The organism is Gilvimarinus sp. F26214L (assembly GCF_054401055.1).
The window spans coordinates 60,609-84,966 of record NZ_JBTIYG010000005.1; the positions used below are offsets into that span (position 1 = coordinate 60,609).

At 59.5% G+C, this 24,358-nt stretch carries 17 protein-coding genes; all 17 read right to left on the reverse strand.

Annotation, left to right across the window (positions count from 1 at the left end):
* Positions 1 to 5: 5 nt before the first annotated feature.
* Positions 6 to 1,145, reverse strand: coding sequence for an urea ABC transporter permease subunit UrtC (urtC, locus tag ACURWW_RS07130; RefSeq protein ID WP_445616109.1), 1,140 nt, complete (start codon positions 1,143 to 1,145; stop codon positions 6 to 8).
* Positions 1,142 to 2,815, reverse strand: a complete 1,674-nt coding sequence (urtB, locus tag ACURWW_RS07135; RefSeq protein ID WP_445616110.1) for an urea ABC transporter permease subunit UrtB — start codon at positions 2,813 to 2,815, stop codon at positions 1,142 to 1,144. The genes urtC and urtB overlap by 4 nt, the downstream gene beginning before the upstream one ends.
* Positions 2,816 to 2,896: 81 nt before the next feature.
* Positions 2,897 to 4,174, reverse strand: a complete 1,278-nt coding sequence (gene urtA, locus ACURWW_RS07140; RefSeq protein ID WP_445616111.1) for an urea ABC transporter substrate-binding protein — start codon at positions 4,172 to 4,174, stop codon at positions 2,897 to 2,899.
* A gap of 576 nt (positions 4,175 to 4,750) precedes the next feature.
* Positions 4,751 to 5,767 carry a HupE/UreJ family protein gene (locus ACURWW_RS07145; protein WP_445616112.1) on the reverse strand — a complete coding sequence of 339 codons (1,017 nt, stop codon included), beginning with the start codon at positions 5,765 to 5,767 and terminating at the stop codon, positions 4,751 to 4,753.
* On the reverse strand, positions 5,760 to 6,659 hold the full coding sequence (locus tag ACURWW_RS07150; RefSeq protein WP_445616113.1) for a peptidyl-prolyl cis-trans isomerase: 900 nt from the start codon (positions 6,657 to 6,659) through the stop codon (positions 5,760 to 5,762). The genes ACURWW_RS07145 and ACURWW_RS07150 overlap by 8 nt, the downstream gene beginning before the upstream one ends.
* 33 nt (positions 6,660 to 6,692) lie before the next feature.
* Complete coding sequence (locus ACURWW_RS07155) at positions 6,693 to 8,111, reverse strand: agmatinase family protein (RefSeq protein WP_445616114.1); 1,419 nt, start codon at positions 8,109 to 8,111, stop codon at positions 6,693 to 6,695.
* A complete protein-coding gene (locus ACURWW_RS07160) occupies positions 8,108 to 9,553 on the reverse strand; it encodes an agmatinase family protein (protein WP_445616115.1) in 1,446 nt (481 codons plus the stop codon). Before ACURWW_RS07160 ends, ACURWW_RS07155 begins: the two co-directional genes overlap by 4 nt.
* 44 nt (positions 9,554 to 9,597) lie before the next feature.
* Positions 9,598 to 10,995 carry an agmatinase family protein gene (locus tag ACURWW_RS07165; protein ID WP_445616116.1) on the reverse strand — a complete coding sequence of 466 codons (1,398 nt, stop codon included), beginning with the start codon at positions 10,993 to 10,995 and terminating at the stop codon, positions 9,598 to 9,600.
* Positions 10,995 to 12,413 (reverse strand): agmatinase family protein, encoded by a 1,419-nt coding sequence (locus ACURWW_RS07170; protein WP_445616117.1) that lies wholly within the window; start codon positions 12,411 to 12,413, stop codon positions 10,995 to 10,997. The genes ACURWW_RS07165 and ACURWW_RS07170 overlap by 1 nt, the downstream gene beginning before the upstream one ends.
* Before the next feature lie 91 nt (positions 12,414 to 12,504).
* Complete coding sequence (locus ACURWW_RS07175) at positions 12,505 to 15,882, reverse strand: TonB-dependent receptor domain-containing protein (protein WP_445616118.1); 3,378 nt, start codon at positions 15,880 to 15,882, stop codon at positions 12,505 to 12,507.
* A 770-nt stretch (positions 15,883 to 16,652) separates the two neighbouring features.
* Positions 16,653 to 18,221 carry an agmatinase family protein gene (locus ACURWW_RS07180; RefSeq protein WP_445616119.1) on the reverse strand — a complete coding sequence of 523 codons (1,569 nt, stop codon included), beginning with the start codon at positions 18,219 to 18,221 and terminating at the stop codon, positions 16,653 to 16,655.
* 68 nt (positions 18,222 to 18,289) lie between these two features.
* The gene (locus tag ACURWW_RS07185) at positions 18,290 to 19,693 is read right to left on the reverse strand and encodes an arginase family protein (protein WP_458618456.1); all 1,404 of its coding nucleotides are present in this window, start codon (positions 19,691 to 19,693) and stop codon (positions 18,290 to 18,292) included.
* A 28-nt stretch (positions 19,694 to 19,721) separates the two neighbouring features.
* Positions 19,722 to 21,296: a cytochrome c peroxidase gene (locus tag ACURWW_RS07190; protein ID WP_445616121.1), complete on the reverse strand. Its 1,575-nt coding sequence runs from the start codon at positions 21,294 to 21,296 to the stop codon at positions 19,722 to 19,724.
* A complete protein-coding gene (locus tag ACURWW_RS07195) occupies positions 21,274 to 21,867 on the reverse strand; it encodes a methylamine dehydrogenase light chain (protein ID WP_445616122.1) in 594 nt (197 codons plus the stop codon). Before ACURWW_RS07195 ends, ACURWW_RS07190 begins: the two co-directional genes overlap by 23 nt.
* Entirely contained in the window at positions 21,864 to 22,469 is a 606-nt protein-coding gene (locus ACURWW_RS07200; RefSeq protein ID WP_445616123.1) for a thiol-disulfide isomerase, read from the reverse strand. The genes ACURWW_RS07195 and ACURWW_RS07200 overlap by 4 nt, the downstream gene beginning before the upstream one ends.
* Positions 22,469 to 22,999, reverse strand: a complete 531-nt coding sequence (locus ACURWW_RS07205) for a MauE/DoxX family redox-associated membrane protein (RefSeq protein WP_445616124.1) — start codon at positions 22,997 to 22,999, stop codon at positions 22,469 to 22,471. Before ACURWW_RS07205 ends, ACURWW_RS07200 begins: the two co-directional genes overlap by 1 nt.
* Positions 22,996 to 24,144 (reverse strand): amine dehydrogenase large subunit, encoded by a 1,149-nt coding sequence (locus ACURWW_RS07210; protein ID WP_445616125.1) that lies wholly within the window; start codon positions 24,142 to 24,144, stop codon positions 22,996 to 22,998. Before ACURWW_RS07210 ends, ACURWW_RS07205 begins: the two co-directional genes overlap by 4 nt.
* Positions 24,145 to 24,358: the final 214 nt, after the last annotated feature.

Below are 24,358 nucleotides of genomic sequence, written 5' to 3' on the forward strand. Positions count from 1 at the left end.
AAGTTTCATGCGCCCGCCTCCTGTTCTCGAGGAAGCCGTCGGAATGGATTGATGCGCGCGCGGCTGACCAGACCCACCAGACCCTTCGGCAGGAAGATGGTGACCACCACAAAGAGTGCGCCGAGCATGAACAGCCAGCTTTCCGGCGCCCACGCGGTGAACTTGGTTTTCGCGTAGCTCACTAGCAGCGCGCCCAGCACTGCTCCGTAGAGTGTGCCGCGTCCGCCCACGGCGACCCAGACCACCACCTCGATGGAGTTCAGTGGTGCAAACTCGCCGGGATTGATGATACCCACCTGCGGCACATACAGCGCGCCAGCCACCGCGGCAATCAGCGCCGAACAGGTAAATAGCCACAACTTGTACTGCGCCGTCCGGTAGCCGAGAAAGCGCACTCTTGCTTCTGCGTCCCGCACCGATTCCACCACCCGTCCGAGACGGGAGTTCACCACGGACTGGGTCAGGATATAGAGAACCGCGAGAAGCATTGCCGTGATCACGAAAAGTCCAACGCGGGTGCCGTCCGCCTGTAGGTCGAAGCCGAGAATTTCCTTGAAGTCGGTCAGACCGTTGTTGCCGCCAAAGCCCATTTCATTGCGGAAGAAGGCAAGCATCAGCGCATAGGTGAGCGCCTGCGTCATGATGGACAGGTAGACGCCTGTGACCCGCGAACGAAAGGTCAACCAGCCGAACACGAAAGCGAGCAGCCCGGGCACCAGCAAGACCATCAGCATTGCAAAGCCGAAGTTGTCCATGCCCCACCAGTACCAGGGCAGACTGTCCCAGCTCAGGAACACCATGAAGTCCGGCAAATCCGGGTTGCCGTAAACGCCCCGGTCGCCTATCTGCCGCATTAGGTACATGCCCATGGCGTAGCCGCCCAGCGCGAAAAATGCGCCATGCCCCAGGCTCAGAATGCCGCAGTACCCCCAGATCAGGTCCACGGCCAACGCGAGCGTCGCGTAGCACAAATATTTGCCGAACAGGGAAATCGTGTAGGTACTGACGTGCAGCGCCGAGCTCTCGGGAATCAGCAGGTTGGACACGGACGCGATCAGCGTCGCCCCAAACAGCACCAGAACAAAGGTCAGGCAATTGCCGGTGGTGGCGCGGCGCACGCCCCAGTTCTCCAGAAGCTTTCTCATTCCACCGACCTCCCCTTCTGCGGGAACAGTCCCTGCGGCCGCTTCTGTATGAATAGTATGATCGCCACCAGCATGAGGATTTTTGCCAGCACCGCGCCGGCAACCGGCTCAAGAAACTTAGTGAACAGACCCAGGCCAAAGGCGCCCACCAGCGTGCCGAAGAGATTGCCCACGCCGCCGAATACCACGACCATAAAGGAATCGATGATGTAGGCCTGACCCAGGTTCGGGCCCACGTTGGTCAGTTGGCTAAGCGCAACGCCGCCAATACCCGCCACACCGGAACCGAGCCCGAAAGTCATCGCGTCGACCCGGTCCGTGCGGATGCCCATGGCCTTCGCCATGTCCCGGTTCTGGGAAACAGCTCGCACCTGAAGACCGAGCGAGGTTTTCTTCAGAATCAGCAGCAGAACGAAAAACACGGCCAGCGAGAAGATCAGAATCGCAAGCCGATTGTTGGTCAGCGACAGTACGGGGTTGATCTGCAGAGAACCGCTCATCCATTCGGGAGAGACCACCAGCCTGTTCAGCGGCGAGAAGATGCTGCGTACCGCCTGTTGCAGAATCAGGCTGATACCGAATGTCGCCAGCAACGTTTCCAGAGGACGCCCGTTGAGATAGCGAATAACGTATCGTTGAATCAGGACGCCCACGCTGCCGGCGACGATAAAGGCCGACGGAATCGCCACCCACAGCGAGTAATCGATGAAGGCCGGCATGGCGAGTTGAACCACATAAGTCGTATAGGCGCCCAGCATCAGCATTTCGCCGTGGGCCATGTTGATCACGCCCATCACGCCGAAGGTGACCGCGAGCCCTACGGCCGCCAGCAGCAGAACGGAGCCGAGGCTGAGTCCGAAGAACAGTTGATCGATTCTGGAGTAAAACTCGACACGCGCTTCGATGGCTTCCAATGCAGGCGCGAGGGCGGCACGGACTTCCGGGTCCTGCTCGTTACGCCCGTTTGCATCCAGCATGCTGGCCATGGTGTTCCGCACGGAATTTTCCAGACGTTCTTCCAGCTTCTTTAGCGCCTCAAGGCGAAGCTGGCGGTCGCCGCCGTCGGCCAGCGTCTGCAATGCGATGGCCGCTTCCAGAACTTCCAGCACATCCGGATGCTCTTCCCTCGCACGCGCCTGCTCAAGCAAGGGCAGATTGCTCCCCTTCATGTTGTCGAGCATTTCCCGGGCGGCCTGAATCCGTTCCTGTAAATCGCCCTGCAACAGGTTTACGCGGGCAATGGCCTCGAGCAAATGGCTGCGAATGCGGTTGCTCACGCGCACTCGCTTGAGGGTCGCTGGATCGATTTGCGGGAGTAGCTCACCGGAAACCGCATCGGCAACGGCTTTCGCCCCTTTCGAACTGGTCACCGACAACAGACGAAACGTGCTTTGGTCGTAGTACAAGTCCCCGTCGAAGAGCGCGCGAAACAGCGGCAGCATCGTTCTGCCGCCCGTGTCCTCGAGAGATGTCAGAATGTCGAGACTTTCGCGCAGATTGGCGGTGGGGAGCTCTCGCAGCAGCGCGTCCATTGTCGGAGCCGCGGTCTTATTGGTCACCGTTGGGATGCCGGATTTCGCGCCCGTGACTTCGGCGGCGGCGATGGTGTTGGCTTCGGCCGCCGCCTGCCCGGCAAACAGGCAGCAGAGCAGCATTAACAACTTTCTCACTATATAATCTCCCGGAGAACTGCTTTGCGGTAGAGAGGCTCTTCCCGGGATCAATCGATACCCGGGAAGAACGGGTGCCTGCTAGCGCTGCTGACCTGAGCAGGACTTGCTGACCGTGTTGTAGTTGCCGCATCGGATCGGTTTGGTCCAGTCGGCGATCAGATCACGGGAGCCTTCCAGGTAATCGGACCAGGCATCGCCGGGCACAATACCTTCGGTTTCCCACACCACCATAAACTGGCCGTTGTCCTGGATCTCGCCAATCAGTACAGGCTTAGAGAGATGGTGGTTTTTGTTCATCACCGCCATGCCGCCGGTCAGGTTCGGTGTTTCGATGCCGATCATCGCCTGCTCCACCGCATCCACGTCTGTGGTACCGGCCTTTTCCACCGCCTTCGCCCACATGTTGAAACCGACATAGGTTGCTTCCATGGGATCGTTAGTGACCCGCTTCGGATCGCCAATGAACTTCTTCCACCTGGCGATGAATTCTTTATTTGCTGGCGTATCCACGCTCTGGAAATAGTTCCAGGCGGCGAGGTGACCCTCCAGTGCGGAGGTATCGATACCCGATAGTTCCTCTTCGCCCACGGAGAACGCAATGACGGGAATGTCGTAGGAGGAAATGCCCTGGTTCGCCAGTTCACTATAAAAAGGCACGTTGGCGTCGCCATTGATGGTGGACACCACCGCCGTCATCTTGCCGGCATTGCCAAAGTGCTTGATGTCGGACACGATGCTCTGCCAGTCGGAATGCCCAAAGGGGGTGTAGTTGATCATGATGTCCGAGCTCGCCACACCCTGGGACTTCAGATAGGCCTCGAGAATCTTGTTGGTGGTTCGCGGGTAAACGTAGTCCGTTCCAGCCAGGACCCAGCGCTCCACGCCCAACTCATTCATCAGATAGTCCACGGCGGGAATCGCCTGCTGATTGGGCGCCGCACCGGTGTAGAAAACATTCTTAGAGGATTCCTCGCCCTCGTACTGCACGGGATAGAACAGCAGTCCGTTCAGTTCTTCGATCACAGGCAGCATGGATTTGCGGGAAACGGAGGTCCATCCGCCGAAGATGACGTCGACCTTTTCCTGGGCTAGCAACTCGCGAGCTTTCTCCGCAAACAGGGGCCAGTTGGAGGCAGGGTCAACCACCACCGCTTCCAGCTTCTTGCCCAGCAGGCCACCTTTTTTGTTCTGCTCTTCCACCATCATAAGTACGGTGTCCTTCAGGGTGGTTTCGCTGATGGCCATGGTCCCGGACAGCGAATGCAGCACACCCACCTTTACGGTATCGGCAGCCTGAACCGCGAGGCTCAGAACGGACAGACCTGCACCCAGCAGGGCTGCTTTTGCTTTGCTCATGGTTGGTTCTTTCATGCTCAGACTCTCTTCGGGGGATGCTCTCTTTAGTGAGGATGAAGGCGTTCCAGTCAGAGAGATTATTGATGCGGGGCTGAGTCGGGGCCATTAGCCGATTGACTACCCCAAACTGCGTCAAATGACGTAGTTCGTGTGCACGATTTCTGTGCAGGCTTTGCAGGGTTGAAAAAGCAGAGAAATAGAGACAAAAAGAACCAGCGAACCGACCGCCAGCTATCAAGGCCGGTTGCTGGGTTGGGGAATAGGGAAAGCCTGGAGCTGCAATTTGCTCATGCTTCCCGGTACCCGGAGATAAGACAGGCTTGGGCGCAGAACGCCCTTGCGACCGACCGCAAAGGCAACGCCGTTGCCATGGAATCATTATTGTAAAAAAGACTCGAACAAGACCATCAGCCGATTAACTAACGGCCGTACGTTGCTTAACGTAAGAGATAAACTGGCTCGGTCTAGAATTTGAAAAAAAGCCAGCAGGGTCGGTCCCGACGAAGTCGGCCTGCTGGCAGGAGAGCACAGACAGTAGAGGCATGCTATCTGTGAGTAAAAGTGCGGGCGCGGTATCTATACTCCGACGACACGCTCAAGCGTCCACACCAGGCCCATACCGCCTACGCCGTAAGTGGCCGCATGGACCACTGGCATCTCCAGGCGCAACAATCGGAACAGACGGATCGATGCAATCACTGCTACCACAAACAGAATCTGGCCGATTTCCACACCGATGTTGAAAAACAGCAGGGCCGTGACCGTTTCCGTCGGCGATACACCGAGGCCGCCCAGCACGCTGGCGAACCCCAATCCGTGAATAAGACCGAAAGCCGCCGTTACACCGGCCCGCCATCGCAATGACCGGCTGCCGCTTTCGCCATCATCCTGCTTGCGAAACGCCAGTATCGCTTCTCTGGCCATGAACACCACGGACAGCGCGATGATTGCTTCGACGGGAGCGATGGGAATATTCAAAACGTCGAGGTGCGCTAGCGCCAGTGAAATGGAGTGGCCCAGGGTAAACGCCGATATCAGCCACAGCAGCGATGTCCCGGTCGCCAGCAGCGCGAGACAGAAGACGAAGGCCAGGTGATCCCAGCCAACCAGTACATGGACCGTACCCAGCTCGAGATAACGCCAGGCGGTTTGCCAGAAGCCGGCAGGTTCCCGCTGCGCAACGCTTTGCCAGTCCGGCAGCGCAATCACCGCGCCCACGCGTCCTCCGGGCAACATGTCGGAACGGCTGCTTCCGTCGCTGAGCCGGGTTTCCAGCGTCCCGCCGTCCTTGCCCCAGCGGGTTTGCACGATACCGGCGGCGCCGGGTGCGCAGCTGACGTCGAAGACGAGGGTTGCGGAGAATTCGCTTGCACCGGCAACGGGAGTGACACTTTGGGCAGTGCAGTCCGTCGGCCAGATCAGTGGCAAGCTCGGATCCACGTTCTCCGGCAGAGTTACCTCAAGGCGAAACCGGTCGCTGTCGTTCTGCTGAACGATCGTGAACTGCGCCAAGTCAAGATAGGGCGCCCAGGCCGGCGATATCCATAACATTGCCGCCAGGCCCGGGAGCAGAAACCGAAGTACCTTAATCATCGGCACCACCACTCATCGTCACGCGGCTATCCGGCGGTTCGTTCGCTTCGACGATGATCTCGAATTTCTGCCGCACGATTTGCGTTTGTTCATTCACGCGCTTCATCTGCTCGTTGCTTGTCCAGTCGCTTGCGATACGTTCCTGAAGCAACTCGAAGGGAATCGGCTCCGGCTGCTTCACGTTCGCCACACGCACGTAATGATATCCGCGCGGGGAAGCGAGAGGACCGATCCACTCGTTCCTGGGAGCCTCAAGTAATGCGTTGAAGAAGTTGCCGCCAAAACTGGTCTTCAGAATGCTCGCCGCATAGTCCTCCATGTTATCGCCCAACCAGTAGCGGTCTCCTTCAACGTGCTCCCCGGCTCTGAGCCGTGCGAGTATGTCGACCGGCTTGTCGGGTTCGCTCTGGTAGAAGACCTGCTCAAAGCTGACTTTCGCTTCCGCATAGTACGCGTCCATATTGTCCGCATAGTACGCCAGCAGTTGCTGATCGCTGGGTTCCGCCGGCGTCCCGGCCCAGAGCAGGCGCACCTTTTCGATCAGATGCTCGCGCACCTTGCCGTCGTTCATGTGCATCTGTCGCGCGACTGCCTCGCGAAAAACGATTTCATCGCTGAGCCATTGGCTCACGATGGCCTCGCTCTCCGACGGTGTAGGTGTTCGCCCTTCCAACCACGCGAACTCCTCTTCGAGCGCGGCGACAATGCCTTCACTGATGACGATGGTCCGGTCCACGGAGGCGGCAAGCGCTGGCGCGGACTCAGATATCTCTTCCGGCGGAGCTTTCCGCCAGGCGTCCAGCGCGAATATGCCTACAGACGCGACGACAAACAGGGTGAGCGGCTCTTTCAGTATTCTTGTCAGCCGGGTACTGGTAGATGGTTTTTCCATGTTCGCTTCTCTATAGCTGGCTTGAGTTTTTGGTCACTTGCCCTGCCCGTGGTCCACCGCCAGGGCATTGAGATAATCTTTCTCGGTAATCCCTATCTTCCGCATCGCCATGCCCGACAGGCAGGCATTCATCATGTAGTTCGCGTTCATGGCACTGGTGTTGCCGAACTCGAGCATCGGTGCGAAGTCGGTGATCTCGAATCCGGCGATCTTTGTTTCGGCACAGAGGCGGCGCAGCAGTGGCGTGATTTCACGGACCATCAAACCGCCCGGTGTCGCGCGACCGGCCGCACCCAGTTCCGCCGGGTCGAGCACACTCACGTCGAAAGCGATGTAGACCCGCTGGGAAGTGGACTTGGCTTCGTCGAGCACTCGCTCCATTACCTCCTGCCATCCGCGGTGCTCCACTTCCGCCATGGTGTGGTAACGCACTCTATTGTTTCGCAACCAGTCGAAGGCCCTTTGATCGTTCATGGGTCCGCGCAATCCGACCTGGATCAGGTTTTCCCCATTGACAATGCCTTCAGTGACGAGGCGGTACATGGTATTGCGGTCGGAAAGGGCATGGGCGACTGTGGGCTCGGCGTTGTAATGCGCACCGAAGTAGACGACGGTGACCGGATCGTCTGGCTCCAGGTCGCGAATCGCCACGACGTTCGGATACATGATGGAATGATCGCCTCCCACCAGGAAGGGAACCGCACCGGTCATGCCGGTCTCATAAACCATGTCGCGGACATGCCTGATGCTCAGCTCGAGGCTCATGCGATCCACGGCGAAGTCACCGTAGTCGACGATGTTGAGCACTGCACCGGGATCCACCATGGAGTAGATGTCCCGATCGGCGATCCCGTGCATGGCCCGCAGCGTGCTGGGCCCGTGCTGCCCGTCGCGGCTGCCGCTGCTCATGCTTTGCGGAATGCCGGCGATGGCGACTTCCACCTTGCCCATCACCAGGTCCTCCGGCGTGATGGCGTAAGGCGCTCCCGCAAAGGTTGGGATCGACGTACTCGAACGGATATACCGCGTCAGCGCGAAGGGTCCCGGACTGCGTCGGAATCTCTTAAGCACCTCGGGCTTTTTCACCTTGAAGCTGTTGAAGCGCGAGGATTCGCGGTTGAGGGGAATTTCTCCCATGTCGATACCCGGCTTGTAGGCAAAATCCTCGACCGTGCGGATCAAGTCCGCCACGTACTGTTCAACCTGCTCCGGCTCGCGTCGCTCCAGTTCCTCGATCAGTTTCTGACGGGACGGGACCACGTGCAGTGCCTGGTCGCTCTGCAGAAACGTTCGCTGCTCGTCGCTAAGAAAGTCGAGCTTGCTCATCAGGCTGCGGGGAATATCGCGGTCCGATTGAGCCAGGACCGGAGTCGGAACGACGGATGCGGTTGCGAGCATTAGCAGGCCGCACAGCAGGGCCGGACCTTGCCTGCGTATTTGAAGCCGATTCATTTCGCGTGCTCCTTCTGATAGTCATCCTGCGCGTGATCGGTGGTCACTGCATTCAGGAAATGCGGCGCAGTCAGGCCTAGCTTGCGCATGGCTACGCCGGTCATGCAGGCCTTGGCGATGTGCGCACTGTGCAGCGTGGTGACGTAAGTGGGGTCGAGCGCGGGAGCGATTTCGACGAGATCGAAACTGACCACGTCGGACTCCGCACACAGACGCCGTACGATTGTGATTGCCTCGCGCGGTGTGATGCCGCCGGAAACGGGGGTGCCGGTGCCAGAGATATACGACGGGTCCAGGACGTCCACATCGAAGGAGATGTGCAGCTTGCGCCCGTCCGCCCTGGCTTCGGCCAGTACGCGCTCGAGCACGAAGTCCCAGCCGAACTTCTCCACTTCCGCCATGGAGTGATACTTGAAGCCTTCCTCCCGCAGCCACTTGTAGGTTTTCTCGTCGGGACTACCCGATCTCAGCCCCAGCTGAATGTAGTCACTGCCCTCGATAAGGTCCTCAGCCAGCAATCGATAGATCGGCTGGCCGTGGTCGATCAGGTGTGCGCGGTCACGTCCCACGTCGTAGTGCGCGTCGAAGTGAATCACCCCAAGATTGCCCTTGCCGTAGACGTCCACGAGACCGGCCACATTGGGATATTCCAGCGAGTGATCACCGCCGATGATGAAGGGCATCGCGCCCGTTTCGGCAATCTCGCGGACCACTTCCCGCACGTGCTGCATGCTCCGTTCAGTGCTGTCGTTGTCGATGGCAATATCGCCGTAGTCGACGATGTTCAGTTCCCGACTTGCGTTCACCTGGGTGTACTGGTCGTTGCCGCCCATGCCGCGGGCCAGTCGCAGCGCAACGGGACCGTGATCTGCGTCGCGCCAGCCAGAACCCATATTCAAGGGCGCGCCGACAATGGCGATGTCCACCTCGCCGGCGATCAGGTCCTCCGGCGTAAAGGCCACCGGAGCGCCCGCAAACGTGGGCACACCCAGACCCCAGCCGCCCATATAACGCGAGAGATCAATGGGGCCGGGCTCGCGCTCGGGATCGAAGCTGCGCGGCCGGCGCACCTTCCAGGCGTTGAAGTCCGGCGATTCCGTATTGAGTGGAATGCTCGCCTGGTCGCGGCCCTCGACGAACTTCGTCTGCTCCTCGACCCACATCATCGCTTCCACGTAGGCCGCCACTTCTGCCGCACTGCGCTTCTCCAGTGCCGCGATGAGATCCTCGGACGTGGATGCGTAGCGCTTGCTCTTATCGCTGAGCAGGTAGTTGCGCTGCTCGGGGCTCAGCGCCTCCAGCTTCACTTGCACGGACGTCGGAAAATAGATGTCTCGGCGTGTTTCCTCGTCCTGGCTTAGCACCTGTGTGCTGGCGGCGACAACACCGAGAGCGACACAGGCGCATGCGATCAACTGCTTTCGTTTCTCTGTTTTTTTCATGTTCTACCTTATCGATGGAATGCCCTTGCGTTGAAACGCATTCCTCACTGGCCGTGGTCGATCGCGATGGGATTGAGGTAACCGGCTCTGGTCAGCCCCTCCTTTCGCATCGCCATGCCCGAGAGGCAGGCATTCATCATGTAATTGGCGTTCATGGCACTCACGAGGCTGAGGTCCAGCATCGGCGCGAGGTCGGTGATATCGAAACCGGCGATTTCGTTCTCCGCACAGAGGCGGCGCAGTAGCGGCGAAAGCTCCCGCGGGGTCAGCCCCCCCGGAGTCGCGCGACCGGCTGCGCTCAGATGCGCGGGATCGAGCACGCTCACATCCATGGAGATGTAAAGAGGCTTGCGTGTAGACTTTGCTTCCTTCAGTACGCGCTCCATCACCTGAGCCCAGCCGCGGTGTTGCACTTCAGCCATGGTGTGATAGCGCACACCCTGTTTTCGGAGCCACTCGAAGGCTTCGGGCCCGGCCTGCGATCTCCGCAGTCCCACCTGGATGAGATCGGCACCTTCCACCAGTTTTTCGCTCAGCAGGCGGTACACCGCGTCGCGGTCGGAGAGGCGATGCGCACGGGGGGCCTCGGCGTTGTAGTGCGCACCCAGATGCACGGCGGCAATCGGCCGGTCCGGCCTTGCGCCGCGCACTGCTTTCACCGCCGGGTAGAATATCGAGTGGTCACCACCAACCAGAAAGGGAACCGTTCCGGTTTCGGCGATCGCCTGTACCCGGTCGTGAATGGGCTCGAGGCTTCGCTCCACACTCATGCGATCAAGGGGTACATCGCCAAAGTCGACGATGTTGAGCACAGCACCGGGATTCACCAGCGCGTAAACATCACTGCCATTCATGCCGTGCGCAGCCCGGAGTGCTTGCGGTCCGTTGCGTGCATCGCGACTGCCACTGCTCATGCTTTGCGGGACGCCAGCGATCGCCACGTCCACGCGACCCGCCACCAGATCTTCCGGTGTACTGGCGACCGGTGCGCCTGCGAAGGTGGGAATACCCCCTTGCGGGTGAACGTAGCGCGAAACGCTGAACGGTCCTGGATCGCGGTGGCGATCTTCGAGAATCTCCGGCGCGATCACCTTGAAACCGTTGAAGCGGGTGGCTTCCGGGTTGAGGGGGATTTCCGCCATATCACCCTCCTGAAAACCCAGCGCCTGTACCGCGGCCATCATGTCGGTCACATATTGCCGTACCTGCTCGGGAGTGCGGGTCTCCAGCTGTTGAATGAGTTTCTGGCGTGACGGGATCACCCGCAGCGGTTCGGGACTGCGCAGAAAGCTGCGCTGGTCATCGGTGAGACCCGACAGCTTCTCGGCGACGCCGGGAGGGAATGCAAAGGCTTCCACCTCCGCAAAGCCGGGAATCGCCGTCATCGCGAACATTGCCGTCAGGAGAGAGCCACCAACCTTTTTCTTGCTGAAGCGGGCCATCAGCGCATCTCCTCCTGATAGTTGTCCTGGGCGTGGTCGGTCGATATCGCGTTGAGATAGTGCGGGTCCGTCAGGCCTTTCTTGCGCATCGCGATGCCGGTCAGGCAGCCCTTGGCGATGGCCGCGCTATGCAGTGCGGTGACATAGGTGGGGTCCAGCGCCGGCGCGACTTCCACCAGATCGAAGCCGATCACATTGGATTCCGCGCAGAGACGTCGCACGATGGGAATCGCCTCTCGAGGTGTTATGCCCCCCGAGACCGGTGTGCCAGTGCCGGAGATATAGGACGGGTCCAGCACGTCCACGTCGAAAGAGATGTAGAGTTTGCGGCCGTCCGCTTTCGCTTCGGCAATGACGCGTTCAAGCACGAAGTCCCAGCCGAACTTTTCCACTTCGGCCATGGAGTGATACTTGAAGCCTTCCTCGCGCAACCACTTGTACGTTCTCTCGTCCGGACTGCCGGAGCGCAAACCTACCTGAATGTAATCGCTACCCTTGATATGCCCTTCTCGCATCAGGCGGTAAATGGGTTGCCCGTGGGAAATGTAATGCGGACTGTCCCGGCCCACGTCGTAGTGCGCATCGAAATGGATGACGCCCAGGTTGCCCCTGCCCACGACGTCAACCAGGGCGGCGACGTTGGGATACTCCAGCGAATGGTCGCCGCCGATGATGAATGGCATCGCACCGGTTGCGCCAATCTCCCGTACCACTTCGCGCACGTGCTGCATGCTGCGCTCAGTGCTGTCCTGATCGATAGCGATGTCGCCGTAATCTACGATGTTCAGTTCACGGCTGGGGTTGACCTGGGTGTACTGGTCATTGCCGCTCATGCGCCCCTGCACACGCATGATCAGCGGCCCGTGGTCGGCATCGCGCCAACCGGAGCCCATGTTCAATGGAGCACCGACGATCGCCACGTCCACCTCACCCGCCTTGAGGTCTTCCGGCGTTAGCGCGAGCGGTGCGTTGGCAAAGGTGGGAACACCGCGCGGCAGTTCCACGGGACCGGGCTCGCGGTCCGGGTCGAAGCTGCGCGGGCGGCGCACCTTCCAGGCGTTGTAGTCTGGAGAGTCAGTGTTCAGTGGAATGCGGGCCACATCCCGCCCTTCGATGAATTTTGTCTGATCGCGCACCCAAAGCATGGCTTCCACATAGGCCACCACCTCTTCCGGGCTGCGTTTTTTCAGTTGTTCGAAGAGTTTTTCTTCAGTGGATGCGTAGCGGCGGGCGCCGCCAGTGGCGAGAAAATCGAGCTGCTCCTTCGTCAGCAGTTCGAGCTTCGGCTTCAGCGAATCGGGGAAATCGAAGCGCTCCTCGTCGCTTTCAATCCGGGCTAGCGATGTGACGGACACGGCACCGATACCCAGCGCTACGACAGCGGCAAGCAGCCGCCGGTTTGCCAGTGTTCTGCTCATGAGGTTTTCCTGTCTGACAATCTGATGAAGGCGAAGGTGCTCGCAACAGGGAGGCTTCAAACCTTCCCTGCGCGAGCAGCACTTCCCTCGTTTAGAGCTGGATGTTGATACCCATGTAATAGGAGCGGCCGACCGGGTTTACCGGATAGCTGCTCGAGGTTACGTAGGGACGCTCGTCCGTCAGATTGTCGATACCACCGTACAGTCGCACTGTGTCGCTGTAGTCGAAAGTACCCGACAATCTGTGGGACGTGAAGTCGTCGGTGTAGAGAGAGCCGTAGTTCTGCTCAAGGGTTTCGATATCGTCGATAAGGGCCTGCTCACTCAGATACTGGGCTCTCCAGGCCACTGCGAGCGGACCCTTGCTCACCCGCGCGTTCAGCAATCCTGACCATTCAGGAGAGCGCATTTCACCCAGCTGAATGTCGACCTTCTCGGGTTCGCCAGGGTTCGCCGGTTCGATGAACTCCAAGGTCTTCTGCTTGGTAGCCGCTAGTCCGATATTGAAAGCGTAGTCAGCTAGGTCGAACTGGTAAGCGATGTTGAGATCGACCCCTTCGGCACGAGCTTCACCGAAGTTCAGCTTAGTCTGGCGAAGGAAGACAAATCCACCAGCCTGCGCCGAGGTCGGGTCGGAGTTTCGTGCGGTCAACTCACAGAAGGGGTTATTGATGCTTGCCGAGTCATAGCAGCTGTCCACGATGCGCTGCGACGACACTTCTGAAATCGCCTCTTCGATGCTGATGTCCCAGAAGTCGACGCTCATGGACAAGCCCGGCAATGCGTAGGGCGCATAGACTATACCGAAGGTCTTGGTGGTCGCTTCTTCGGGCAGCAGGTCTTCATTACCGCCGATCACACCAGGGAAGCCAGCTGACAGCGGATCTTCAAAAGCGTAGCTGCCGTCCGCGTCAAAGATGTGAACGTCACCCGGGTTGACTCCATAGTCCTGAACTCCCGCACCCCGAAGGGCGGCAACACAGTTCGCCTGACGCTGTGCTGGATTGGCACCGCTGGAGATTTGTGCAGCATCACATGGGTCCACCGGTCGGAAACTCTGGCCCTGTTCGGGCGAGTAGAGCTCAAAGAGGTTCGGAACCCGAATCGCCTTGCTAAAGTTTGCGCGCAGCCGGACGTCTTCATGCGGAGCCCAGACAAGGCCTGTTCCCCAGGTGGTGTTTGAACCGAAGGTGGAGTAGTCGGCTCGACGACCAGCGATATCCAGAGTGAGTTCGTCGACCAGGGGCAGGCCTGACAACAGCGGAATCGACGCTTCCGCGAAGACATCCCACACATGATAGCTGGCGTCGGTACTCAGGGAGCGGCTGCCAGGTGAAGTACCCAGGGAACCGGCAGCGCTTACGTCTCCCACATAGTCGCCCACTGAAAACTCGGCACCTTCCGGCGTCACGCCATCGACCAGAATGATGCCCTGGTCCATGCTGTCGAAGTCTTGTGAGCTCTTCTCCTCACGCCACTCTGCGCCCAGAGCAAAGGCGATGGGGCCGGCGGGCAGATCGAACAACATGCTCGAGTCACCAGTAACGAAGGCCGTTACCACGCTTTGCTCAATGCTATCTTCCACTTCCCGGTCGTAGGTGAAGAAGTCGATCGCCTCCTGGCTGATACCGCCCTTGCCGGCCCAGATGTTGGCGGGCTTGCATTGTCCGTCGCCGGGAGTGAAGGTGAAGAATGGCGAGCTGGCGCCACCGCCGAGATAGGATGGGAAGTTGAACGGCGTGGTATAGGGGTAGGCCGTCGGATCCAGATCGGAACGGCAAACCACATTTCCCGTAGTCGGATCAGTCACCGCATCGATGGCGGCGAAGAAACGATCGGTGATCACCGCCTCGCGGTCGGTGAGCTTGCGATCGAAGCGCCCGTAGTTGGCAGCCACCTCATAGTCGAGACCGATCTCGTCGAAAGCACCACGAAGACCGGTAACCAGACGGTAGGTGTGTCGCTCGTTGGTGGAGAGGTTATCGCCCCAGTCATCCGAGTCCCGCGAGATATACAGACCGGACCCAGCGTAGGGCTGCAGTTCGGCAGGCAGGTAGGGGTTGTCGGGCGCACCGTACAGCCAGTCAGTGGCATGGTGGGAACCACCCCCGAACTCCACTTCTTCGTAGACGTACTTCGATTCGACGAAGATCTCGGCAGACGGCGTTATGTCGTAACGCGCGTTCAAGTTGGCCGAGTACTTCTCGCTTTTCGGGATGATGTAAGGCCGCTCCGGTGCAATATAACTTTGTGCGGCGCCGAAGTGGTTGAAGTTCCCCGCAATCAGACCGTCCTGATAGGGGACCGGTTGACCGGCCTCATTGAGGTACCAGCACCCTCCTGAGTAGTCGGAGTTGTAGCCGGTAAAGCTTTGCAGGCAATCCGGGGTTCCGTCGCCGTCCAGGTCCGGCTCTGAGCCCAGAGGCGTTTGATCACGAAAGTCGCCAAGCACGACTACGCCATACGGCGAGGTTACGTTATAAGTTCTTCCCGGCAACACGGCTCTTGGAGTTGCTGTAGCGGCGCGCTCGATCAGTGCCAGCTCCGCGTCGGTCAGCGTCGGCGCGCCTCCAAACTGCGCGGCATAGTCCGCCATGAACGAGTCGGCCGAGGGAATACGGAACCCGGCGTGGTAGAGCCCGGTTGTGTCATAGTCGTAGAACTGACTGAAGTTGGGCATCGTAGCCGGGTCGATGTCACCGTGCTGGAAACGCAAAGCCGGGTTCACGTCGTCGCTCCAGGGGCCGTCCGCCTTCGACAGGTAGTCCCGATCGCCATAGCGCAGCCCGTTACTGCGATCCGCCTGAAGGCCAAAGACCACGTTGCCGCGACCGTCACCGAAGTTGCGACCGAAGAGGCCGGAGAGGTTGTAAGTTTCCGCATCACCATGCTCCGACGAACCGATGCGGAAGTCGAACGCGCTACCTTCGAAGTCGTCTTTCAGAATGAAGTTAACGATCCCGGTTACGGCGTCCGCGCCGTAGACCGCCGATGCACCGCCAGTGAGCACTTCTACCCGTTCGATTAGCGCGGAGGGAATGGTGCCTACATCGACCGCGGACGTACCCTCGATACCCGCTACATGACGGCGACCATTGACCAAAGTCAAAGTCCGCTCGGTACCCAGGCCGCGCAGGTTCAGCGCGCTGCCACCGACGTTGTCGGCTGCGCTGACGTTGGAGGTAGACGTGGGTGCGGATCCAAGTTCGGAAGCGAGCAGGGCCGGGTTTTCCTTGAGAATTTCGCTGATGTCGTTGGAACCAGTGAAGGTCATGTCTTCCGAGGTGATAGTCGAGATAGGCTGGGGTGCCGTGGTGTTGTCTACCCGCTGAATCCTGCTTCCCGTCACAACCACTTCTTCGATCACGGCGCCCTGAGCTCCAGCCAGCTGAGGGGCGGCGATGCCGGACAGGATTGCAACCAGATATTTCAGCCGCATTGAGCCAATCGAATTCGTCTTTCTATTCATTACACACTCCGAAATCTCGGTGTGACCATCCGCAGATGCTGGCGGCCAAGGATGGCAGCGGTTAGTCGGCTTGATGTCATGCGGTGCGCGCTTTCGCTAACCGGCGATTGCGCTACCTCGCGTTCTCTCGTTTCTGAATCGTCCTTGTTATGTTTTCAGCTGGCCTCTCGTCCTCGGGCTCTTCCTATTTGGGTAAGAGCAATCGGTGTGCCACTCACTGTGGGCAACCACAAAGCACAGAACTGGGCCAGTCCGCCCCGGAAGCGTTAAGTGCCCCAAACCCTGCGAAAACAAAGATGTTTTTGCTTGAGCGACCTCGAACAGCGGGTAGACGGATCGGGCGATCAACGCAGTAGCATTAGGTTAAACTACGTAGGTTTTGCACGTAGGGTTCGGGTCTGGCTTTCACCTTTATGGCCAACTCATTTTCGTTCTAGCTCGCACACGGGGAGGGGCTGGCCACATAGTGGATCACGTTCCAAGCACTGTGTTTTATCTTGGTGCAGCGGGCGATAGGAGATCTGGGGTTCGCAACGGGCCTGGAATCGCAATGGCCAACTTGCTGATGAGCCCATCCAAGTTGCCTCTGGAGTTACACCGCCGAAAATCGTCAGGCGTTCTGGCGGGCATCAAGTATCGAAAGCGAACTGCGCTACAAGCGCATTGGAGGGCTGCGGTGAATGCGTGATGACTCGCGGGATATGAGTTGTAGCGGAAAAGCGGGAACGTCCTTGTTCCATGGGTTGTAATGCAGATGAGTAGCTGAAACGCTATTTTTCTTCGTCCTGGGCCTCGAGTTCTTCGGTCCTTCTCAGGAATTCTTGCCGGTCTCCATAGTAATCATCGATGGCATGTTCGGAAGCCACCGGGCTCAGATAGTGGGGGTCGGTCAATCCCTTTTCGCGCATGGCCAGGCCGACCAGGCACGCCTTGACGATATGAGCGCTGTTCATGGTGGTCATGTAGGTCGGGTCCAGAGCAGGGTGCAGCTCGACGAGATCGAAGCCGACGACGTTGGCCTCCGCGCACAGACGGCGAACGATGGCGATGGACTCGCGCATGTCGAGGCCGCCGGCAACCGGAGTGCCCGTTGCGCGCGCGAACGCCGGGTCGATGACGTCGATGTCAAAGGAAATAAACAGCTTGCGTCCTTCCTCGCTGGCTTCTGCCACCACCCGGTCGATAACCGCATCCCAGCCGCGCTGTTCCACCTCCGCCATGGTGTGATAGCGCATGCCGATTTCGCGCATCCACTTGAACGCTTCTTCATCCGGACCGCTTGAACGCAGGCCCACTTGAATGTAGTCGGCACCGCGCACGTGACCTTCATTGAGCAGGCGATAGACCGGCGCGCCGTGGCTCATCAGATGCGTACTGCCCCACCAGGCATCGTAGTGGGAGTCCAGGTGAATCACCGACACTTTTTCCTTACCGTAAACATCGGCGAGCGCGGCGATGTTGGGGTAGGACAGCGAATGATCGCCGCCGACGATGATGGGCACCGCGCCGGTGTCGGCGATTTCGCGGACAACTTCGCGCACGTGCTGCATGGAGCGCTCCGTGCTGGCATTGTCGATGGCGATATCACCGTAGTCCACGATGTTCAACTCTTTGCCCGGGTCCACCTGAACGTATTGATCCGAGCTACCCATGGCGCGGCCCATGACGCGCATGTCTGTGGTGGCCTGGGCGCCGGAGTCCCGCCAGCCCGAACCCATGTTCAAGGGAGCGCCCACAATAGCAACGTCCACTTCGCCGGCGACCAGATCTTCCTTGCTCAATGCCAGTGGAAAGCCACCGAATGTAGGCGGTCCGCCATTGCCGTTATAGCGACCCAGCGACACTGGCCCGGCGTTGCGTTCAGGATCCAGCGAGCGGGGGCGCTTCAGTCGCCAGGCATTGAAGCGGGGGGAGTCTGTGTTCAGTGCAATGTGCGGGTCGTCGCGGCCTTCGTGGTAACGTTGGCTGTCCACGACACTTTTCATGGATTCAACCCAGGCTTTGATTTCTTCCGGGGTATGGCCCTCGAGATATTTGATGGTTTCTTCCCGATCGCCGGCAAAGCCACGGGCATCTGCGCTTTTCAGGAATACGAGCAGGTCGTCGCTCAGCAGACTCAGTTTGTCCGACACGCTGTCCGGCAAGTCAATGGACGGCCGTTCTGTTTCCCGCGGATCGGCGGTTTCGAAGGGGTAGCGGTTGGTGCCTGTCACGTGTTCCGGCTCGTCAACAGCCAGCGCCGGTTGCGCGGCGATGCCAGCGACCAATAGTAGCGCGTGTGCGAGCGGTGAAAGTCGGACGCTGGGCGGTTTGCGAATTGTCTGTCTTGAATACGTCATGGGTGCGGTTCCAGTGTTCAGGGGCCGATTGCGAATTGATTCAGTAGCGGAAGGGTGGCATCAGCCGCTCACTGTCCGTGATCGAGAGCCAGCGGGTGAACATCGTCCGGGCCGTAGCCCGCCTTGCGCGCTGCCATGCCCACCAGGCAGGCGTTGAGAACGGCGTTAGCGTTGACGGCGGACAGACGCGAGTAGTCCAGCATCGGTGCCATGTCGGTGATCTCGAAACCGACGATGTCGCGCGCGGCGCACAAGTGGCGAACGGTGCGGGTGAGATCCTGGATGGCCATACCGTTAGCGGCGATTCGGCCAGCGGCGACCATGTCGCCCGGATCGATCACGCTCACGTCGATGGACACGAACAGCTGCTCGGGCAGGCTTCTCAGTTCCCTCAGTACACGCTTCAGTACAGCGCTGTAACCATTGCGGTTTACCGCCGCCATGGTGTGATAGCGGACTTTGTTGTCCCGCAGCCATTGCAGCGTATCTTGATTGACGGCCGCGCCCCGGAGTCCGATCGTGACCAACTCGTCGCCCTCGACGATGCCTTCGTCGATGAGCAGAAACAGCGCCTGCTCGTCCGAGATGGTGTGCACGGCCTGGCTGTCCGCGTCCGGGTGCGCGCCAAAATGAACAAGTCCGAAGGAACCCTTGCCACGCGCCTGCGCGACGCCTTTTACGCCGGGATAGAGCATGGAGGTATCGCCGCCTACCATCATCGGCACGGCGCCGGTTCCGGCGGTCTCCGCCACCATGGCGGTGACATGGCCAATCGTGCGTTCCGTACTCATGCTGTCGATGGCGAGATCGCCGTAATCAACGACCGACAAAACCTCCGTTGGATTGACGAGCGTCTGAATGTCCGGCGTCGAGATGGTATTGAGCGAGCGCATTGTGTGCGGAGCGGCTCCAGCGTTGCGCCGTCCGCTTCCCATGTCGTTGGGTATGCCGACGATCGCTACATCCACCTTGCCCGCCACCAGATCCTCCGGCCAGATGGCGACCGGTGCACCGGCAAAGGTGGGCACGCCCGACTCGGGAAAGATGTAGCGATGAACGCTGAAGGGTCCCGGGCTGCGGTCCTCCTTGCGCAGTGCGGCAGGCGGCATGATTCCCTGATTAAAGCGCTTGGCTGTCAGGTTCAGCGGGATCGCGCCCATGTCCCGGGACTCGTCGTAACCCATTTCCGCAGCGACGGCCTTCAGGTCGGAAATGAGTGCGCGGACCTTGTCGGCATCGCGACTGGCCAGCTCGAACTCCATCTGCCGCGCCGGCATGAACGCAAGGAAATCTCCACTGGTGATGAAACGCCGCTGTTCGTCTTCCAGTGCGCTCAGCTTGCCGCTGAGATCCTGGGGTACTCGCCATCCGGCAGCGGACGATGATGCGTTCATGGCAGCTACAGCCAATGCGCAACAAAAAAAAGTCCTGGCAGTCAGTGCTGCCAGGCTGAAAAGCTGATGGGCCTTCATTCCGCGTTACTCCTGGGATACTTGAGATTTAAGGTTTTCGTCGCCGCAAGTCGCTTTGTTCACGATACCCCACGAACATGCTGTCGGGCGCTACGTCATCTGACTCAAGTCCCGCGCGCGCCGTTACGGCAAGCGGCGGCTTGTACGCTGCCTGTTCGAAGCGCGCGTCGGTCAGCATGTGCAGGAAAGCCAGTAATGCATCCAACTGCATCTCGTCCAGAGCGGGGCGGGTTTGAAGGCGGTCCAGGGCAATCGTGTGGGGTACTTCAGCTTCCCTCCACGGCTCACCGCTTTCCGGGTTGATTCGGCTGGCGCGACCGCGATTGTATTGGTTGTAAAACTGCAGCACGGTGCGCAAGTCCTTGAATACGCCGTTGTGCATATAGGGCCCGGTGACCGCGACATTGCGCAGTGTTGGCACGCGAAACCGACCTTCGTCCGCAGTTTGGCCGGTGGCCTGCGCGAGGCCCCGGTCGACAAAGTCGGCTGTCATGCCATTGATCCGGCGCAAACCTCGGTTCACCGGAACACCGATGTTTTCGTAACGATGATTGCTGAAGGTCTCACCGCGACTTCGCGGCAGTGCAGCGCTCTGGTGGCACAGGCTGCAGTTGGTGAAGTCCTCGGAGAAGAACAAGGCCATGCCGACGCTTTCTTGCAGACTCGGCTGGTACTCCCCGCGCAGGTAGCGGTCGTAGCGCGAATCGAAAGCGGCAAACTCCTCGCTGCGCTGAAACGCCGCAAGGGCTGCGCCGACGCCTGCGGCGAGCGCCTGTGGATCGGAAAAAATCGTTCCGCCGAACAATGCCTGGAAGCGGTTCCTGTAGTGCGGGTTTCGGCCGATTCGGTCCGCCAGTTCGGCCTCATTGTCCAATCCCATTTCGACAGGGTTGAGTAACGGGCGCAGAGCCTGCTCTTCGAGGTCGGCCGCGCGCCCATCCCAGAACTGCCCGCCCACCAACTCGCCTCGCCTATCGTGATGACGTGCCGGCACGAGGCCACCATAGCTCAGGGTGGGTGCGTTGCGCTCTCCCAGTGCCTGCCCCCGCGAAGCGGCACCAGCGACGCCGTTATCGCGCGAATCGCTGAATGCCCGGGCCGGGTGGTGGCAAGTAGCACAGCTCACATCGCCGTGCTTCGAGAGGCTCGCGTCGAAAAATAGCGCGCGCCCAAGTTCTCGCACTTCCTCCTTCCGCTCCGCATCCGCCCGAACATCCAACAGTTTGCTGCGCAGTTTGATGGGGTCGGCCAGTACGTTCAGCCGATGCTGCGATACCTCCGCCGCGCTGAAAGGAGCTGCAAGCTGTTCGCCTGCGAAGGTGGCGACAACCCAACTCAACACCTCCGCCAAATCGGCATCGGAGATCGGCGCCTGGGAAACGCCGGGTACGCGGATCAGATAGGAGCGCCCTTCCGGCCTGGCAGCAAAGTAGCTCAGATCCACCCGCAGGTCCGGAATGTGCGGCGGCATGCCGGAGCCGTTTTCCAAATGGCAGCCGGCGCAGTGCAGGAGGTAGTCAACTTCAGGCGAGGCAATGCAGTGGCCAGCCAGGAGCAGGAGCCCGGTCAGCCACACCCGGCTAGCGTGCTGAATCGCCCGCATGGCCGATCACCAGCGCCAGAGTGCAATGGTAAGCGTGACTTTGCGTACCAAAGCACCAGAGGATGCTGTTGGACTTGGACGGGAAATACACCGGCCGGTCGCCCTCGTGCCGCGAGCAACGGCAATCACCGCAGCTGCTTTTGCCACAACAGTCGTTGTAAGAGATCAGGTAATCGCGGCCATCCGTAGGGTTATGGCAGGTTCCGATCCAGGCCACAGTTGCAGTCTGTGACCCTGGAGGACAGCGAGTGAGACTGCCGCCGCAGCAGCTGCACATCTGTCCGCTGAAACCACAGTAACGCCAATACTCACAGCTTTGGGGATCACCCATTTCCAGCAAATCATCCACCCCGTCGACCGGGTCGAGGTCAGGACCCGTGTTGCTCTGCGCCGCGGCATCGCGCGCCACCGGCAGCAGAGGGAACGCGGCCACACCGGCCAGCACGGAACCGAATCGCCCCAGGAAGGAACGGCGCGAAGTCCGCGCGGCGAGAAAGCGAAGGGCACCGGTAGTGCTGGCATCCAGATCGCGCAGCAGTTGTTCGATCAAATCTTGTCTACTGGTGCTCATGCCGGTTCTCCCAGGTGCTGCTCCTTGACGAGATAATCCTGGATGGATTCGTAACCGCTCTGCATCGAGTTAACCAGCGATTCCAGGTGTTCCCGGCTATTCACCAGGCCCTTCGAGCGCAATGTGCCGCTTTCATCAATGAGAACGGCGTAAGGCAGTTTCGCCACTTCAAAGCGCAGCCCCAGCCCGGTAGATACCACGTAAGGGTAGTCTTGCAGGCGCATTGTCTCGATGTAGAATTCGTGCTTGCTGATGTCCCCACCGTCGCTAGCGAACACCAGGGACAGGCATTCAGCAGCCGCCATGCTCTTGGCCGCCGGTACGAGTTCCTTGCAGATCGGGCAGGTCGGCGAGACGAACAGGAGCAGCTGGGCCAGTTTTTCCGCGGCACCGATGTTGACCGGCTTGCCGGTGATGTCGGGCACATTCAGAGAAGGCGCAAGCTCGCCCACTTTGGGGCCCGAAGTCGTCATCAATGCTCCGGCCGGCGCCAGGCGCGTATGCAAAATGCCGATCTGCCTTGCGAGGGCAATTACGGCGAAGATCAAAACCAGAACCACCAGTGACAACAGCATCACGATGGCAAACAGACTATTACCCATTACTGCGACTCCTGTTTTCTAAAAACGTAGTGATTGCGTATCAACTGCTCGACCATAAGATAGGAAAGGGCCAGGGCCGCGGTCAGTAGTACCATCAAGCTCGCATCGAGCAGCGATAACGCTCGCGCCGAGCTGGGGACCGCCAGTGAAAGCGCTCCCATAGCGAGCACCGCGTTGCGCAGCAACAACCACCCGGAAAGCGTCTGTGGCGAACCTCCACAGCCGCAGTCAATTTCACTGCGTCCGCGCATCAGGCTGATGGACATGGCAATTGCGTAGATGACGAGCAAGCTGGCGGCCAGGGTTCCCGCAACGGCGCGCGTTGCCGGAACCAGCAACAGAACGACAAGGGTCATTTCCAACCAAGGCAGCACCCGGGCGACCGGTTTCACCAGAGGATCAGGCACGATTTGGTAGGCATCAAGCTGCACCTGAAAGCGTGCATAGTCCGCCTGTTTGTGCCGGGCTGCCATAAAGAACAGCAGCGCAAGCGAGGTTGAAATCACCAGAAGGATGAGCGGATCAATCATCGGGGTGCCTCGTACAGATTCTGAATGGTGCCGCCGCGAACGCTTTCGACCACACGCAATTCGTGCCCGGTCCGACCTTCGTATATGCGAATTCCCTCATCGGTACTGACTAGCAGCAGCGGTTCTTCGTCCTGAGTCAGCTGGACGGAACGGGTATCTATCCCGTCAGGCAATTTGAGACGGTAGCCGCGTTTTTGCGTGCGGGTATCGAAGCCCCAGACCTCGGTGCCGGCATCCTCGAATGTGTCCTGGCCACCCTCGGCGTGCATGACGGTCACCAACAGGTTCGCTTGGGCGTTGTAAGCAAAAGGCTGTCGGCCACCGATGCGCCAACTGTCGTCCTTAGGAGGTACATAATCGTTGGCCAAGGCGACGCCGTCGGTTTCCGGATTGATGCTCCACGGCTGACTAACCAGCACATTGCCATTGCCCACCTCGACGGTGTAAACCTGACCTTCCACCGACACGAACATCCAACCGTTCTCTGCGGGCACGGCGTAGTCGTATATAAAATCATCCGTAACATCGAAAAACTTCTCACTCCGCAAGCGTTCGATTTCCTCGCCTTGGTCTGACAAGGCGATGTACTGTACCGTGCCGTCGCCGCAAGGCATCAGGAAGCCTCGTCCGACCGGATACACGGCTGCGCATCCAGGTGTCGATATCTCGCGTACAAAAGTCTGGTTGCGAACATCTGCGATGCTGACGGACATACCAGGTGTGATATTCCAGACCCCGACAAAGCGATCATCGATTAGCCCCATCATGCCGGGATGGCCAATACCAGCCGTGATGGGGGGCAGTTCGATTTCGCCCACGGGAGACAGGGTCTGCAGATCGAAGACCAGGAGCAGGTCAGTGCGATCGCCGTATACGTCTCGAGTGAAAAAACTCCCATAGGAGTAGATACGTCCCTCGGACATATGGGGGGCAAGTGCCGGCGAAAAGCGCGACAGAGGTATGGTGCCGCCCAGACGTCCGGTATCACCATCCACAAGAAAGGCGGTATTACCGTTTCGTACCGCGAACCAGCGCTCGTGGGTTTCGCCCAGCGTTAGTGGCTCCTGCCCGACGATACTGTCCCATTGCGCATGGGCCGCAGTCGTGAGCGCCAGGCCCAAGGCCAGTATTCCACGTTGCAACATCTGACATCTCCAGGTCTATGCGTTTTTGCCAGAACAAAATTAGCACCAAGCTTTTCACGCCACACTGCGTCAAAGAACGTATCGCCCGCCAGGGAGTTAAAGATCCGGGCAGGCGAACGATGTCGCTCATGCGTACTTGTCGAGGAGGTCTCTCCCGCTTTATAGCTGGGCGCTGCGGGAGGATTCGAGAGGAAGCCCTCTCGCGACGGTGAAT